The organism is Sphingobacterium sp. UBA6320 (assembly GCF_002440335.1).
Lineage (GTDB): Bacteria > Bacteroidota > Bacteroidia > Sphingobacteriales > Sphingobacteriaceae > Sphingobacterium.
In genome coordinates this window covers 1-18186 of record NZ_DJTA01000011.1, presented here as the reverse complement: position 1 = coordinate 18186, position 18186 = coordinate 1, and the positions used below count along the sequence as shown (strand labels likewise).

Here is an 18186-nt window from a genome sequence, read left to right as displayed (position 1 = left end):
AAAGTACTAATCCTAAAAATTTGGCAAATTCTCATCACAGATATAAGGTTTAGATGATTAATAATTGATTATTAACCATCTAAACGCATTAAGAAATTGAAATGCTACAAATAATTTTTCCTTTTGAAGAGAATTTTTAATTTATCGAAATTAAAAATAATAATGGCAGTGAAAATCAGAGCATATGCCCAGTATTTATATGGATCTACCTGTTCTTGAAAATAGGTAACAGCTAGTGTAAATGCAATGATTGGGTTGATGTATAACATGATGCCAAGTGTCGAAGAAGATATTTTCTTTAACGCATACATGCTTGAAAATAATGGTATTATGGTAAATAGTAATGCTGTGATTAATATAATGCTCCAGAATGTGCCTTCTTGAGGTATTGGACTTTCATCCATTATCATTTGGGGTATAATAAATAAAGTACACATGGCTAGTTGTATCGCTAGCATATTGAGTTTGTCAAAACCTTGTATGATACGCTGTAAGACCAGATAGAAGGCATATAGTGAACCAATCGTTAAGGACCATAATACTTCTGTCAGAGACCCCGTTGCTAGCATGAATACGCCAGTTATAGCAATAATTAAAGATAGTTTTTGAGTGGTATTTAAGTTTTCTTTTAAAATGAAATAACCACCTGCAGTAGTAATCAATGGGCATAGAATATATGCGAACGCACCCGCTTGTACGCTAATACTGTTGATGCAATAGATATAGGTGTACCAATTTGCAAATAGTAGAATAGCTGATGCAAGTGTAAGATAAACGATTTTAATTCTTTTATTCTTAGGAAGTAGTTGAAAACTGCGATAGTCTTTTTTAAGATCTTTTTTTCTGAAAATAAAGTTGAAGAGCCAAAGAAGTGAAACGGCTAATATGATGCGGTAATGCAGAATATCCTCTGCTGACCAATTTTTTAACAAGCGAATAGGGACAGCCATAAATCCCCAAATTAAAGGACCTAAAAAAGCCGCTAAGAAATACTTTCCGCGGCCTTCAGTATCTTGTTCTTTGGTTATCATTAATCTTTCCAAGCAATCACGGAAATTTCTACATTTACATTTTTTGGTAGTGTCTTAACAGCAACACATTCACGTGCCGGTTGTACAGTGGTGAAATATTGTGCATATACTTCATTGACTGTCGCGAAGTCATCCATATTGCTTAAGAAAATGGATGCTTTAACAACATCTTCAAATCCATAACCTGCGTTTTTTAAAATAGCATCTACATTTTTTAAAACTTGATGAGCTTCATCTGCAACTCCTGTTGTGATTAATTCCATCGTTCCCGGAACTAAAGGAATCTGTCCAGATACATATAATGTTTTATCGGCTTTTATTGCCTGGTTGTATGGACCGATTGCTGCGGGTGCTTTTTCTGTATTTAAAATAATTTTTTGAGACATATGTTGGTATTTAGGATGCAAGGAATATTTTATAGATCAACGCCAATATAAAAACACTGATAGCTATGGCATTGATGATATGCATAGCTTTTAGATTGCCGTTGGTGGGGCGATTGGGGTCTTTTTTTCTAAAAAAGTACATGGAACTAAGTTACGCTTGTAAATTGATAATCGCAATGATTATCTTTAAACAATCAAAAATAAAAGATAATGAATAAACTTGCTATAGTTGGTGGCAAAATCTTCTCAGATTATGATCTGATTGAACACAAAGCTCTACTCGTTGAAAATGGAATAATTACAGCTATCGTAGATCCAAAAGAAATTCCAACTGATTGGGAGCAATTGGACGTCAAAGGTGCGAATATGTGTGCTGGTTTAATTGATTTACAATTATATGGCGATGGCGATGACTTGTTTTCCGCTGAATTGACAGCAGCGTCTTTGCAGCGAATTTCGGATGGACTAGTTCGTAAGGGAACGACTTCTTATATGGTGACTTTGGCAACAAATACATTTCATGTTTTTCAAGAAGCTATTCAAGTTGCTGGTCATTTTAAGCATGACGCATTATTGGGATTACATCTGGAGGGACCATTTCTGAATAGTAAAAAGCGTGGTGCCCACCCTGCTGAATTGATTGTAAAACCTACGAAAGAGAATATCAAAGAACTGCTAGGCGATCATCCTTCTATTGTGAAAATGATGACCATTGCTCCAGAGTGTATAGATGACGACGTGCTTGAATATTTACAATCTTATGGACTTTTGTTAAGCGCAGGTCATAGTGATGCTACATATAAGGAAGGCACGAAGGGATTCGATCTAGGTATTCCTACAGGAACTCATTTATTCAATGCGATGTCAGCTTTGCACCATCGAGAGGTAGGAATGGTAGGAGCAATCTTTAATCATCCTACAGTATGCTCTAGTATTATTTTAGATGGGCATCATGTGAGTTTTGAAGCTGTTAAAATTGCAAAAAAACAGATGGGTGAACGTTTATTTTTAATTACAGATGCTGTAGCAGCTTGTTCGAAAGGGATTTATCAGCATGTCTTGAATGATGGTTACTATTCGCTGCCAGATGGTACGATATCAGGTGCTGCTGTCTCTTTATTTGAGTCGGTTAGAAATGCTGTACAGCAAGTCGGTATCCCATTGGATGAAGCAATCCGTATGGCGACTACATATCCTGCTCGATTGTTGAAGCGAACAGATATTGGTAATCTAAATCTGGGTAGTATTGCTAATCTTTTAATCTTCTCTGCGGATTATAAACTTCAGGAAGTGTTGGTTAAAGGAAAGTTAATATCGAAGTAGTTCTGTCGATACAAAATCATAATCCGTACATTTGTAGCTTATTTTGAAACAACACATTAACATTTTTGAATGAAACATCACTTATTAATACTATCAGTTGCTTTATTTTTATTTTCATGTTCTTCCAAAAAGAATAGAAAACAAGAGCAGGTAAAGGGTACTACTGAAGTTAAATTGCAACATCCGGATGCAAAAGATAAGCCTCAACGTGAGAAAGTAAAAAATAATATTGAAGAGAAAAAGGCTGAAGAGAAAAAAGAGGTTGTAGTTGAGCTTCCTGAAGTGCAACGTGAATTTCGTGCTGCATGGATCGCTACTGTAGCGAATATCAATTGGCCAAGTAAGAATTTCTTGTCTACTGATGAACAAAAGCAAGAGGCTATCCAAATCTTGGATTTTTTGAAGAATAACAATTTTAATGCAGCTATTTTTCAGGTTCGTCCATCATCTGATGCTTTGTATCAAAGTGATTTGGAACCTTGGTCTTATTTCCTAACAGGAGAACAAGGAAAAGCTCCTTTTCCATATTATGATCCATTAGAATTTTGGGTTGAAGAGGCACATAAAAGAGGTATTGAGTTACATGTTTGGTTAAATCCATATCGTGCGCACCATACTTCCGGAGGTAAGCTGACAGAATCTTCCATGGCTAAAAAGATGGGTAATTCTGTCGTTCGCTTGAAACAGGGATGGTATTGGTTTGACCCATCGAAACAATCAACGCAAGATCATGCATCACGTGTTGTGATGGATATTGTAAAACGTTATAATATTGATGGGGTACACTTTGACGATTATTTCTATCCTTACGCAGAATATAACGGTGGTCAAGATTTTCCTGATAGTGATAGTTGGAATGAATATAAGAAAAGTGGTGGTACATTGACACGTGCGGATTGGAGAAGAAATAGTGTGAATACATTTGTAGAGCGTATTTATAAAGAAATTAAAGCAGAGAAAAATTTTGTGAAATTTGGTATCAGTCCTTTTGGAATTTGGAAGCCAGGTTATCCAGCAGGTATTCAAGGGTCAAGTCAATATGATCAATTGTATGCGGATGCAAAATTATGGCTGAATAAAGGTTGGGTGGATTACTATACGCCACAATTATATTGGCCTATTCAGCCGGCCAAACAGAGTTTTACGACTTTGCTAAAATGGTGGGAGAGTGAAAATACGATGCGCAGGCATTTGTGGCCCGGCATTAATACTGTGGGTAAACGTACGGCAGAATATTCTACTGAGATCGTCAATCAAATTGCGGCAATGCGCAACATTGTTCCGGATAGCAAAGGTATTGTTCATTGGAGTTTAGCAGGTTTGACCAAAAATCCTAGTATGGCAAAAGCTATTTTTGAAGGTCCATACCAAAATAAGGTGTTGATTCCTAGGACACCTTGGCTGAATGCAAATCCGATGTTGAAACCAACTTTGTTGTTGACTTCAGAGAAAGATTTTATGTTTGCAAAATGGCAACACAAGCAGATTGACCAAGTGTTTCATTGGGTTCTTTATACCAATTATGGAGGAGAATGGTCTTATGATATTCTAGATCCATCGGTAACAGCTCGAGAGCTTCCGAAAATTAAGAATGGCAAAAAGTTGCAATATGTTGCGGTTAAAGCGGTGGATAGATTGAGTAATGAAAGTCCATATATTGCTGAAAAGATTAAGTAATCTAAAAAATATTAAAAAAAGGGTTATCCAACTTGGATAACCCTTTTTTGTAAAGTATGATTTTGGTCGATCATGTCGTCTATGAATGGAAGTCATGGATGTAATTGCTTGAGCGGGATCGATTAGGAATTGATTTTTTTCTAAAGTATATTTAATTATATGGAAGAAATTTATAAAAAAGCTGGTGAGTCTGTTATACGGATGTCTCAGTTAATGTTACCCTCCAATGCCAATTTTGGAGGTAAAATTCATGGTGGATATGTGCTTTCCTTGATGGATCAAATAGCTTTTGCTGTGGCCTCAAAGTTTTCTGGACATTATTGTGTGACAGCATCGGTGGGAAAAGTTAATTTTTTAAAACCGATTGAAGTAGGGGAATTGATTACCCTCATAGCTTCGGTAAATTATGTTGGCAATACTTCTATGGAAGTCGGTATTCGTGTTGAATCTATGAATATTCAATCTGGTGAAATAAAACATTGCAACTCTTCTTATTTTACAATGGTGGCAAAAGATGAGCATGGAAATTCTGTTCGTGTTCCGCGTTTGACATTATCGAATGAAAAAGAGGTGTTTCGGTTTTATAAAAGTATCATTAAAATTGAGATCGATAAAGAAAGGGAGCGCGCAATACCTGATTTGGAATCTGATTCGGAGGAACAGTTAAATTATATCAGGGAACGCTATGATGTTAAGATCATGTTGTAATGATTTTTCTTTTTTATGTTCAAATTGTGCGTATTTCTGCATTTTGTTTTTTTAATTTTTGCTCGATTCAATCGATTGTGTTACAAAGAGATGATTTAGGGTTGTGTTTTAAGGCATATTATTAAAATAATTACGCATAATCTTGCAAAGCTTGGAACCTTTTTATACTATTGTAGTGTAATGATCGTAAACCAGTCGGGGAAAACCACCCGATTTTAACAATTGCAACTAACTAAATTATTATTATGAATAAAAAATTACTCTTATTCTGTTCGGGAGTGATGTTATCTACCAGCTTGTGGGCGCAAACGAAAACTATTTCGGGCAAAGTGACCAATGCATCTGATGGAACATCCCTGTCGAATGTGACTGTCAGTATTAAAGGTAAAGCAGTCAGTACACAAACTAATCCAGATGGAAGTTTTACAATAAAAGCTGAACCTGGAGACGTCCTCATCTTTAGTGCTATTGGTTCTAAGTCAACACAGCAAACCATTGGTTCTAGTTCTACCATCAATATTGCGCTTTCTGGAAGTGAAGAAGCCTTGGGCGAGGTGGTTGTCACAGCTATGGGGATAAAAAAGGAGAAAAAAGCTCTAGGATATGCTGTTCAAGATATCAAAGCTGATGAGTTGATGAAGAATAAAACTGCGAATGTTGTGAATTCATTAGCGGGTAAAATAGCCGGTGTGAATGTAACACAGTCATCTGGAGCGGCAGGGGCAGGAGCACAAATTATTTTGAGAGGTGGTACATCTTTAGAAAGAGATAATCAACCTTTATTCGTTGTTGATGGAGTTATTTATGACAATTCAACAGTAATAGGTGGGAATAGTAGTTTTGACGGTGCACAAGCTACATCTTCGTCTAATAGCAATAGGGTAATGGATATTAATCCTGAAGATATTGATAATGTTTCAGTTTTAAAAGGGCCAGCAGCAGCGGCTTTGTATGGATCTCGAGCAGCAGCAGGTGCTATAATTATTACAACGAAAAAGGGACAGGATGGTCGAACTGAGATTGGTTTTTCAAGCCGAGTTTCTAATAGTTGGGTAAATCGGTTACCAGAACAACAAAGTAAATTTAAGAGAGGGTATTTTAATAGTGCTGGTAAATTAGATACTTATACGACTCAATCTTGGGGGGAAGAATTTGGACCTGATGATATTATGTATGATAATATTAAAGATTTTTTTCAAAACTCTACCATATTCGATAATGCTGTAAATCTGTCCGGAGGTAATAAGAATGGCACTTTTTATTTATCGGCCTCTCGTTTTGATCAACAAGGTATTATTCCAAATACAAGTTTTGATAAAACGACATTTCGGTTTAATGGTGACCAAAAATTTGGAAAGTTAACTGTTGGAGCTAATGTTGGTTATTCTTTAGCAAATACAGATAAAACCTTGACTTCAGCTGGATTATATGGTTCAGGTGGTACTGGTGCTTTGGAGTCATTGTATGGTTGGTCCCGAAGTGATGATATGAAGAAATATCTTAATGATGATGGTACTAAATATCGAATGTTTGCAGGACTTCAACCTTTAGAAGATGATGTTGAAAATCCATATTGGACAATTAATCGTAATGTTCTTGGTGATAATACAGAGCGTTTTACAGGAAGCATTAACGCTACTTTACCCATTTTTGATTGGTGGAATGTGACCTATCGTGTTGGTGCGGATAGCTATTTAACCAAAAATTCAACTCGATTGGGAGAGGATGGAGCTGTAAAAAAAATATGGCAAAATGGGATGATGTCCGAAAGTGACTTTAAGTACAATTATTGGTCATCGAACTTGATGTCAGATTTTAATAAAAAGTTCGGTGATTTCGATCTAGGTGCATTATTTGGTTTTTTCTCAGAACAAACTAAGACAACCAATAATCAAAGATTGGGATATAATTTTGAGGTGGAAAATTTCTACAGCTTTGAAAATATTGCCGCTTCTAATAAACAATTTAGGGTCAATAATTCCACAAAAAGACTTTTTGGTTTATACGGTGAATTGCGAGCTTCATATAAAAACATGCTTTATTTAAATGTAACTGGAAGAAATGATTGGACTTCCACACTTCCTGTTGCAAATAGATCCTACTTCTATCCGTCGGTAGGTGGTAGTTTTGTGTTTTCAGAACTATTGAAAGATAGTGGAGTGGATTGGTTAACTTTTGGAAAGCTTCGTGCTTCTTGGGCAAGAGTTGGTAAAGATGCTAATCCATATGTCACCAATACTTATCTTTGGAGACCTATTGAATATTTAGGTGGTATAGTTGGAGCTGGTAACAACTGGCAGAAAGGAAATCCTTTATTAAAACCTGAAACGACAGGTTCTTTTGAAATTGGAGCCGAATTAAGGTTCTTTAAGGGAAGATTAGGTATCGATTATGCTTATTATACGAACAATTCATATAATCAAATACTTTCCCCACGACTAGGTCAATCAACAGGTTATATATTTGTTTCTGTCAACGGTGGTGATATTTATAATAAAGGTATGGAGTTGTCATTGACAGGAAAACCAATAGTAAATAATAATTTTACATGGGAGTCAACTTTGAATATGTCTAGAAATAAGGGTACTGTTGATAATTTGTTAGCAGGAGTTAATATTTTATATGTAACGGATGTTCAGGTTGGTAATGCAAAGGCTGCTTCCTTCAACGGTGGTGATTTTATGGGTATTTCTGGTTCTAAATGGACGCGTACTTCAGAAGGAAGGGTGGTTTTAGATGCCAATACGGGAATGCCTACAAGTGACAATCAAACCACTTACAACATTGGTAATCGTGAACCAAAATTGACAGGAGGATTTAATAATAGTTTTACTTATAAAAATTTCAACCTTTCTTTCTTATTGGATTTCAGAATAGGTGGAGATATATATAATGGGACAGATTATGCAATGACACTTAATGGTATGAGTAAGCGTTCGGAAGATCGTAATAAATTGATTTTAAATGGAGCAGTTCGCAATGGCGGTACCGAACAGGCTCCCATTTATGAAGATAAAACCTTTACTTTTTTAGCAGATGAAATTTATGATATTAAAGGTGTAAAAACTAGTGGGCGAAAGATTATTCAAGATTATTGGAGTGACTTCTATGCTCGTGAAAGTTCAAATTTTATGACTAATACAAATTGGTTAAGGTTGCGTAATATTTCAATGTCTTATAATTTTACAAACGGAATTCTAAAAAATGCTGGGATTTCGCACGTAGTAAAAGGTCTAACTGCAACAGTAACAGGAAATAATTTATGGCTTTTGACAAACTATAAAGGTATGGATCCGGAGACTTCTGCCGCCGGTTCTGGGGTAACTGGTTCAAGCTCTGTTGGTATTGATTACAATGGTGTACCTAACACAGCTGGAGTTATGTTTGGATTAAACTTTAAATTTTAAGATAGTAAGCTCATGAATAATTATAAAAAAATCTTATCACTACTAGTGGTTTTAACTCTGTTTTCATCATGTAGTAAAAAATGGTTGGATATTAATGTGGACCCCAATACACCATCGAGTACTGTTGCTTCTGTTAAAAGTCGATTGGCTTGGATACAACATTACTATTTGTATGCGCAAGGAACAGCTGGTACAAGGGCAGGATATGTTACCCAACAATTGACTTTTATCAGTAGCACTGGGCAACAAAGTATGGCTGCAGGATGGAACCCCGTTGCAGGTATGTCGACCACGCCATATCAATTCTTTTTTGTAGGTGCAGGATCTAATTTTAAAGATTTGGAAGAAAAAGCCACAGCCGAAAATGCTTACCATTATCTAGGTGCTTTGAAAGCAATTCGTGCTATGGGATTTATGTTGATGACGGATTGGTATGGTGAGATGCCTTATAGTGAAGCACTGGGGGAAATCAATACGCCAAAGTTTGATGATGGTAAAATGATTTATGAAGGTTGTCTCGCTGATATTGATCAGGCAATAGCTTATTTTAATATGACTCAGCCCAATACTGCGACAGCATTGTCTGAAGGAGATAGTTGGAATGCAGGAAATGTAGATAAATGGCTGAAAATGTGTTATGGTTTGAAGGCAAGATGGTTAAATAATCTATCTAAGAAATCGAGTTTATATAAGCCTGATGAAGTATTGGCTGCGCTTGAAAAATCTCCGTTATCTATAGGCGAAAGTACGATAATATCGCATCAGGATGATCCTGCGGATAATATTGGGGATATTTTATTTGCGGACCCCGTGAAGACTTCAATTGTTTTTAATAATGCTGGTATGAATACCAATACTTTAGTGACAAAATGGTATGCTGATATTTTGACAAATTTTGATAATACTGGAGTAGAAGACCCAAGGGCCGATAAGCTTCTCCCTTGGGCACAATATGGATCCCCAAAGCAGTTTGTTCGATCTAAAGGAATTGATATGCAATCAACTATCCGTATGAATGCTGGGCCAATAGCTGCTTCTTATAATGCGGACGGTAATGCCATTCAAAATAATGGTCGCACGGTTCCACCGCATTCTTGGTATGTTAATTCTGCAAATTCAGAACGCTGGGGAGACACGGTGTACGTTTCGATAAAAAGTAGTTCAAAAGGGTACGATAGTGATGTATCTGACACGTACAAATGGAAGGATGGGGTGGTAGCAGCTTCGGGAACATTTTATTCTCGTCCTGATGCCCCAACTCATTTGTTAGGGTATCCTGAAATGTGTTTTATAAAGGCAGAGGTTTTATTTAATAAAGGAGATAAAGCTGGGGCTTATAATGCTTATGTTTCTGGTATTAAGGGACATATTGATTTGATGAATATGAAGCTAAGTACTTACGGAAATGAAAATGTAAGTAAATCTCCTATGGCTCAGAGTAAAATAGATAATTTTCTTACTAAAGGTATTGGAACTGCTGCAGATATTACTTTGGCAAAAATAATGACTCAGAAATTTATTGCTTTATCATTTTCGCAGCAAAACTGGAATGATATGAGAAGATACGATTTTAGTAGTATGGTGTATCCAGGTTGGAAAGTACCTTATGAGTATACTGTAACTTCGGCAGCACAAACAAAAATACCACAAGGTAAACAATTCAGGAGGGTACGTCAAGTCTCACATGAAATTAATTACAATTCTGAAAGCTTAAAAGCTTCGCATCCAAATGCTTTGAATGATGATATCTGGTCATTTCCGGTTTGGTGGGACATAAAAGAATAATTTATCTTTGAGAGCCGCTATTTGCGGCTTTCGTATTAATATGATAATAGTTAGAAGTATGAAATATTATTTAAAATTAATTTTAACCCTATTTCCAATTTGGCTTTGTGCACAAACACCTGTGATTATCCAAAAACCTATTCTTTGGAATGCAGAGCGGGAGCAGCTATCTTTGGATTATCTTCAAAATAGGCATGGTATTGTGCAGCAAAAGGCTGTGATCAAACCAACAATGGTCGTCGTGCATTGGACAGCAAACAATAGTGTACAAGCAACTTTTAATACGTTTAATCCAGTATTATTGCCTGGGAGGCCAGAATTGACTAAAGCAAGCCCGTTAAATGTTTCGTCGCAATATGTGATCGATAGAGATGGTACGATTTATCAATTTTTGCCTGATACTGTATTCGCTAGACATACCATTGGTTTGAATTATTGTGCGATCGGTATTGAAAATATTGGTGGTGATAAGTATCCACTTACCGAAAAGCAGCTGTTGGCGAATGAGGCTCTCATTAGGCAGTTAAAAAGCAAGTATTCAATAAATTTTGTAATTGGTCATCACGAATATAAGACCTTTCGTAATACAAAATATTGGAAAGAAACGAATTCAAATTATATCACTTCAAAGTCAGATCCTGGAGATGATTTTATGATCAAATTAAGGAGAAGGTTGATTGATTTGAATCTATTATCTTTATAACAGGATTATAAAAAACAAAAAGGGAGTTCTTGTGAACTCCTTTTTTGTTTTTGTATTTTTTCATCTGATTTCTTGAAATGTGGATGTTTTTTTAATCATATTACTATCTCTTCTAAAGTATTTTGATGTAATTTTTTGAAAAATCATTAATTGCTGTTTTATGCCGCAGTTTCTATTTGTAATAATAATGTTACAAATATGTGTATTAGTTACACTAATTATGCTTTTGTATTTCTTAATTATTGTTAATATGTTTTTGATATTCAGGTATTTGTCATGTTTATTGAATGTTTTTTGTTAAATAATGTTAAATAACAATTAATGGTGTGTATAGAAAATAAAAGTGACTACTTACTTTGTTTTGCGTTTTTGTGAGTGATTTAGTTAAAAAAACGAAAACATCTACTTACATTTATTCACGAATTATCATCTATTTGCCAGTATGATAGGTACGCTACCATTAATTTTTAATAAAATATGAAAAGACTATTTGGATTCCTTTTATTAATGAGTTTTCTTACTTTCACTTCATGTGCTAGTAAATCAGTAGTCGTAAATCAGACTTCATTTACTTCTCCAAATAAAAATGCGCAAATTTTAACCGGTGCAGATCAGCTTTCATCTTACTTGCGTATGTTAAAAGGTAAGAAAGTAGGTGTTATGGGAAACCAAACTTCTATCGTAGGGGCATCTAAGGAGCATCTGGTAGATGTGTTATTGCGTGAGAAAGTGGATTTAAAATTTGCCTTTGCGCCTGAGCATGGTTTTAGAGGGGATGTGGAGCGTGGAGAGAAATTTGGTAATGATGTTGATTCAAAAACTGGATTGCCATTATATACTTTATATGGAGGTAATCAAAAACAAGACTCTATTGTAAATGCAATTGATGTCATGATTTTTGATCTTCAAGATGTTGGCGCGCGTTTTTATACCTATATCACTTCCTTGCATCGGGTGATGGAATTATGTGCAAAACACAATAAAAAACTTATTGTATTGGATCGTCCAAATCCGAATGGTGATCAGGTGGATGGTCCGGTAAGACATGATGATAAGTTTAAATCAGATGTTTCTTGGCATAAAATAGCGATGATCCATGGTTTGACCATTGGTGAATTGGCTAAGATGATCAATGGTGAAAAATGGTTAGAAAATGGCAAACAATGTGATGTGACCATTGTACCTGTTAAAGGATATGACCATAAGATGATGTATGATCTTCCTGTTATTCCTTCGCCTAGCTTGCCTAATCCTCTTTCAGTCAGACTTTATTTGTCATTGTGCCTTTTCGAGGGGACAGATATTTCTGTAGGACGTGGAACGGATTGGCCTTTTCAAATTATTGGTTATACCAATCCTGTGTATGGCTCATTTACTTTTACTCCTGGTGAACGTCACGGTATGAGTAAGCATGTAGAAGGTAAAGGTGCTATTAATTATGGGATTGACCTTCGAGGTGTAGTTCCTTCTGAACATAAATTTACCTTAAAATACGTATTGGATTTTTACAAGAAAACTCCAGATAAATCTACTTTTTTCGCTCGACCTGCATTTTTTGATAAACTTGCTGGGACTGATCAATTGAGGCTGCAGATTCTTGCCGGAAAATCGGAACAGGAGATAAGAGCTTCGTGGGCAGCTGATTTAGCGGCATATAAAGTGATGCGCAAGAAGTATTTATTATACCCCGATTTTGAATAAAACAAACTAACTAAATTTCAATATAAAAATTCATTTATTATAAAACGCTACGATACAATGAGAAAATTTATACTATTTTCTGTTGCTGTGGGTCTGAGTGTGCCTTCTAAGTCTTTCAGTAATGTGAGCAAAGAAGGAGTGCTGAATAGCCCTAATGTAACACAGTCACTTTTAGCTTCATCCAAAGCTGTGCTTCAAAATGCAGTTCAGGGGGTGGTGACAGGGCCAGATGGGCCAATGGCGGAAGTAAGTGTAGTTGTTGTCGGAGGGACAGCCTCTACAAAAACAGATACTCAAGGACGTTTCAAGATTACGGCTCCTATCGGGAGTAAGTTGAGATTTACGTCCATTGGTTATGCTACAAAAGAGGCAACGGTAAGTTCTAACACTGTGAACGTTACTTTAGAATCAAGTAATGAATCTTTGGAAGAAGTGGTAGTTGTTGGTTACGGTACACAGAAAAAAGGGAATTTGACAGGTGCTGTTTCTTCGATTTCCGTAAAAGACAATTTACAGGGAAGAGCAATTGCTGATGTTGGAAGAGGTATTCAGGGTACTACTCCTGGTTTGACTGTTGTTATTCCAAGTGGAGAGGTGGGCTCTGATCCAGTAATGAAAATACGTGGACAAATGGGATCTATAGCAGGAACCTCAAATCCACTGATTTTATTAGATAATGTTGAAATTCCGAGTATTCAGTTGGTTAATCCGGCGGATGTAGAATCTATAACTGTCCTTAAAGACGCTGCGGCTTCATCAATTTATGGTGCAAAGGCTGCTTTTGGTGTTGTGTTGATTACCACAAAAAAAGGTGGTTCGGGAGAAAAAGTAAATATCAATTATTCAAACAACTTTTCGTTTCAAAGTTCGGCCATTGATTATAATATGGCAGGGGTTAATGCTTTGAAATATACGCTGGAAGCTGTGGAACGTGTCGGCGGAACGGAAGCAGGTGCTTTTTATAAAGTAAACAGAGAGAGTTATAATCGCGCTTTAGAATGGGAGAAACTATATGGAGGTAAGTTAGGCGTTAACGATCCAACTGTATATGGGAGAGATTGGTATGTGAATCCAGCTGAACCAACTAAAAAATATGGTGTGAGAACTTATAATCCTGAAGATTATATGATTCGTGATGTTGCTCCTTCAGCCCAGCACAATCTATCTTTTTCTGGATCTACTGGTAAAACTGATTATAATTTAAGCATGGCTACGCTTAATCAGGCTGGTATGATGAAAACGACTGATAATGATAAGTTTAAACGCTATAATGCTTCATTGAGAATTTCTACAGAGCTTAATAAATATTTGACTGTGAGAGCGGGTGCGATGGTTTCAAGAAGAAATAAACAGTACCCGTATACGACTAGCTCAACAACTGCCGATCCATGGTTATATCTATACCGATGGAGTTCGTTATATCCAATGGGAGTGGATGAAAATGATAGAGCCATTAGAAGCCCTTGGAGCGAAACATCTGCTGCTAACACTGCTAGTTTACAAAACAACTATTTAAATCTAAATTTAGGAGCTACTGTAAAGATTAATGATAATTGGAAGTTTGATATTGATTATACTTTTGCAAATAATGAGATGATCAATACGTATCCAGGAACACGATTTACAGGTGCAGATTCATGGGTAGCCGGTGTGGTTAGAAATGATGCTAATGGGGCTCCTGTTTATGTAGATAACACGGGAAGTGTAGTAGCGGCGGGTGCTGCGGGCGCCATGCGTGCTTATGATTTAAATTATTACCAATATACACCAAACGGTGGTAATCCGGATCATTATAAAAGAACAGCAGGTAATGAGCGGAATAATACAATAAATGCATTAACGACTTATAATTTGAGAGTTAATGATGATCACGATTTCAAATTTATTGCAGGTTTGAACCGGGTGACATTAGATTATTCAGAGAATTCTTCTCAGACATTTAATTTAATTGATTTAAATAACCCACAACTAGGATTTGGGATCAATACTGCATCGCAACAAGCTACTGGAGATGCGAGATGGGAAGCGCAGTTAGGATACTTTGGTCGTGTAAATTATGCCTATAAGAATAAATATCTTTTCGAGGGTAATATAAGATACGATGGTTCATCCAAATTTCCTACAGACTTGAAATGGAAGTGGTTTCCTTCTTTCTCAGCGGGTTGGGTAGCATCTGAAGAAAGTTTTATGGAGTGGTCAAAGCCAGTTGTAAGCCAATTGAAATTTAGAGGTTCATGGGGTTCAATAGGTGATCAAACTATCAAACCAAGTTTATATACTTCAACTATGAATGTTGGTGAAGTGAGTTGGTTAGCGGCAGATGGTAGTAGAGTATATGCGATTGGTACACCAACATCAGTGAGATCGGATATATCATGGCAAAATATTGAAACTTTAAATTTAGGAGCTGATATAAGAGTTTTAAATAATAAGTTGGGTTTTGTATTTGATTGGTATAGAAGAAATACGAGAAATATGATTGTTCCTAGTGGAAACGTAAGTGCAACATTTGGGGCTCCTGCACCACAAGGTAATTACGGTGATATGAAAACTCAAGGATGGGAGCTTGCAGTAGACTTTAACCATAGATTTAGTAATGGTTTAGGTTTAAATATGAGAGGTACATTAGCTGATGCGCAATCCACTATTTTAAAATATACCGACACTCAATTGATTAGTAGTTATTATGTTGGTAAAAAAGTGGGAGAAATCTGGGGATATAAAACTGATCGATTATATCAAGCCTCGGATTTTGAATATGATGCAGCTGGAAAATTAGTTACAACAACTAATAACGGTAAGAAAGTGAATAAATTATCTGATCCTAATGGTGCATACCAAGGATATTTGCAAAATAGTAGCGACTTTTTCTTTGGTCCAGGTGATGTCAAGTTTGCTGATCTAAATGGAGATGGTGTTATCAATGATGGAAGTAAGACTGTTAATGATCATGGCGATTTGGCAATTTTAGGTAATGAAACGCCTCGATATGAATATGGATTCCGATTAGGTCTTGATTTTAAAGGTTTTGATTTTTCTGCCTTTGTGCAAGGTATAGGTAAACGCGAGATGTGGGGAAATGGTTCTTTGGCTATAGCTGGTTACCAATCATCTGATGGTGCAATGCCTTCGACTATTGCTGATAATTTTTGGTCTGCTGATAATCTAGAGGCATTTTATCCTAGAGCTTATAATAATGGTGGTAATAATCTGAATAATAATATGCAAATTCAATCGAGATATTTGCTAGATCTTTCATATTTACGAGTTAAAAATATCACATTAGGATATTCATTGCCGGCAACTATGTTGAATAAGGTTTATATTAAATCTGCGCGTGTGTATACATCATTAGAGAATTTCTTTACAAAAGACCATGTTAATGGACTTCCTATTGATCCTGAAGTGATCAATGGTTATTCTATGTTTAATGAAACAAATTATAATTCGGGTAGAACGGGAATTGGTACGCCAACTTTCAAATCTGTATCGTTTGGTGTTCAAGTTAATTTTTAATAACAATGAAAATGAAATATTCAAAGAAAATAGCTTACATTGCTTTAGGTGCAATGACTTTGTTTTCATCATGTAATAAAGAGGTGTTAGATAGAAATCAATTGACACAGTTGGAAGATGAAAATAGTTGGGGAAATGAATTAGGGCTTCGCTTATATGCAAATGGATTTTATCAAAATTACTTTGTGGGTTATAATAGTGCTTGGGGCACAGATTATGCTCCGGTAATTGGATATACATTCTCGGATGATCTAACCAATAGAAATGTTCAAACCAATTTTGAGAATTCTATACCTGCATCTCGTGTGGGTTCTGGGTCTACTATTACTGCGATGGAGGCTCCCTCTATGTTGACTCAATATTCTGGACCTACATGGAATTTTGCCTGGGTAAGAAAAGCAAATATTTTTATCAATAGAATCGATACTAGGACAAAACCAAATATTACGGCTGAAGCCTATAATCATTGGACTGCAGTTGCTCGCTTTTTTAGAGGGTTTGAGTATAGTCGCTTAGTGGAAGTTTTTGGTGATGTTCCATATTTTGATCGTGAATTAGCAGATAATGATAATCAATTGATGTATAAAGATCGTGATAAACGCGGTGAGGTGATGGATAGAGTCTACGAAGATTTTAAATATGCCTTGGAAAATATGCGAATCAATGATGGTAAACAATATTTGAATAGATATATTGCAGCCTCTTTTATTTCTAGATTAATGTTGTTTGAAGGATCATTTCAATACTATCATAATTTGGATAAAGATAGAGCAAAAAAATATTTAGAATTAGCACAGCAGGCTTCTGAAATCGTCATTAGCTCAAATGCATATTCATTTACCAGTGATTTCAAAAGTTTGTTTTCTTCTGATGATCTAAGTGCTAACAAAGAGGTGATTATGTATAGAGCTTATGATAATGGTAAAAGTGTTACCCATAGTGTAGGATCTTATAGTAATGGGACTGAAGGACAAAACTCAGCAGCAAATCTAATACTGATGAAATCGTTTATTTGTAACGATGGTAAACCTTGGCAAAATTCTGCTGTAACCAATGCAAATAGTTTCAAAATACAGGATTTAGCAGTCTCTAGAGATCCTAGGTTTGAAGCTTCGTTTTATGAAAAACCGTTAAGTTCTTCTGCTACTTTATTGTATGCTTTTAAATTTGCATCTCGTGAGGCACTTACTTATTTGGGCAAAACATATCCTGCAGCTTGGGCTAGCAACACAAACACCAGTGATGCCCCTGTCATTCGTTTGGCAGAAGTTGTGCTTAATTGGGTGGAAACTAAACAGATTTTAGCTGAAGGATTTGGTGGAGCTGCTGTTACCCAGTCAGATTTAGATAAGTCAATTAATGCAATCAGAAATCGTCCTATTGATGCAGTTGCAACATCTAAAGGTGTTAAAAAGACTGCTCCATTAATCCTAGGAAGTATAGTAGCAGATCCTTCTCGTGACGCAGATGTTTCTCCTTTAATGTGGGAAATACGTCGTGAAAGACGCATGGAGTTTGTATATGAAGGTTTTCGATTATTGGATATTAAACGTTGGAAAAAACTTGATTATATGAATTATAGTAAAAATCAAGACTACTTCTTAGGTCCCTGGTTGGATGTTAAAACGGATATGCCAAGCTTGTTAAGTGCTAGCAATCAAGGTAAATTAAGAATTGTGAATGCATCGGGTGCGATCATTACTTATGATGGTAAGAATGCGGATCAGTTGGTTGGTTTCTACATGGTTGAAAACGCACAAAATAGAGAGTCTTTTACAGATCGTTCTTATATGGCTCCTGTAGGTCAAGCTCAAATAAATGAGTATAAGGATAGAGGATATACATTAACACAAACAGCAGGTTGGTAGTTTTCGACTACTGAGTTAATAAAGAGCCACTTAATTTTAGGTGGCTCTTTTTGTTAACTTTGTCCCGTCCTGAAATAAGTT

General features: G+C 36.0%; 12 protein-coding genes. 9 read left to right on the top strand and 3 right to left on the bottom strand.

Features of this window, described 5'->3' with window-relative positions; all coding sequences use genetic code 11:
- Positions 1-104: 104 nt before the first annotated feature.
- From B3P23_RS06825 to B3P23_RS21405, 3 genes are read right to left on the bottom strand one after another with little or no spacing between them, the layout of a single operon-like run.
- Complete coding sequence (locus B3P23_RS06825) at positions 105-1031, bottom strand: EamA family transporter (RefSeq protein WP_293925200.1); 927 nt, start codon at positions 1029-1031, stop codon at positions 105-107.
- Positions 1031-1417: a RidA family protein gene (locus B3P23_RS06820; RefSeq protein WP_293925199.1), complete on the bottom strand. Its 387-nt coding sequence runs from the start codon at positions 1415-1417 to the stop codon at positions 1031-1033. The genes B3P23_RS06825 and B3P23_RS06820 overlap by 1 nt, the downstream gene beginning before the upstream one ends.
- Positions 1418-1427: 10 nt before the next feature.
- The gene (locus tag B3P23_RS21405; RefSeq protein WP_317233181.1) at positions 1428-1559 is read right to left on the bottom strand and encodes a DUF6728 family protein; all 132 of its coding nucleotides are present in this window, start codon (positions 1557-1559) and stop codon (positions 1428-1430) included.
- Positions 1560-1627: 68 nt separating this feature from the next.
- Between B3P23_RS21405 and nagA the strand changes: the two genes are divergently transcribed.
- From nagA to B3P23_RS06775, 9 genes are all read left to right on the top strand, one after another.
- Positions 1628-2740: an N-acetylglucosamine-6-phosphate deacetylase gene (gene nagA, locus B3P23_RS06815; RefSeq protein ID WP_293925198.1), complete on the top strand. Its 1113-nt coding sequence runs from the start codon at positions 1628-1630 to the stop codon at positions 2738-2740.
- A gap of 69 nt (positions 2741-2809) precedes the next feature.
- Positions 2810-4417 carry a glycoside hydrolase family 10 protein gene (locus B3P23_RS06810; RefSeq protein ID WP_293925197.1) on the top strand — a complete coding sequence of 536 codons (1608 nt, stop codon included), beginning with the start codon at positions 2810-2812 and terminating at the stop codon, positions 4415-4417.
- A gap of 159 nt (positions 4418-4576) precedes the next feature.
- The gene (locus tag B3P23_RS06805) at positions 4577-5125 is read left to right on the top strand and encodes an acyl-CoA thioesterase (protein WP_293925196.1); all 549 of its coding nucleotides are present in this window, start codon (positions 4577-4579) and stop codon (positions 5123-5125) included.
- 245 nt (positions 5126-5370) lie between these two features.
- Positions 5371-8532 (top strand): SusC/RagA family TonB-linked outer membrane protein, encoded by a 3162-nt coding sequence (locus B3P23_RS06800; protein ID WP_293925195.1) that lies wholly within the window; start codon positions 5371-5373, stop codon positions 8530-8532.
- A gap of 12 nt (positions 8533-8544) precedes the next feature.
- Complete coding sequence (locus B3P23_RS06795; protein WP_293925194.1) at positions 8545-10317, top strand: SusD/RagB family nutrient-binding outer membrane lipoprotein; 1773 nt, start codon at positions 8545-8547, stop codon at positions 10315-10317.
- 58 nt (positions 10318-10375) lie between these two features.
- Positions 10376-11020, top strand: coding sequence for a peptidoglycan recognition protein family protein (locus B3P23_RS06790; protein WP_293925193.1), 645 nt, complete (start codon positions 10376-10378; stop codon positions 11018-11020).
- Positions 11021-11497: 477 nt separating this feature from the next.
- Complete coding sequence (locus tag B3P23_RS06785; protein WP_293925192.1) at positions 11498-12721, top strand: exo-beta-N-acetylmuramidase NamZ family protein; 1224 nt, start codon at positions 11498-11500, stop codon at positions 12719-12721.
- Between the two features lie 57 nt (positions 12722-12778).
- Entirely contained in the window at positions 12779-16237 is a 3459-nt protein-coding gene (locus B3P23_RS06780; protein WP_293925191.1) for a SusC/RagA family TonB-linked outer membrane protein, read from the top strand.
- Positions 16238-16248: 11 nt separating this feature from the next.
- Positions 16249-18105, top strand: coding sequence for a RagB/SusD family nutrient uptake outer membrane protein (locus B3P23_RS06775; protein ID WP_045755339.1), 1857 nt, complete (start codon positions 16249-16251; stop codon positions 18103-18105).
- The last annotated feature ends 81 nt before the right edge of the window (positions 18106-18186 follow it).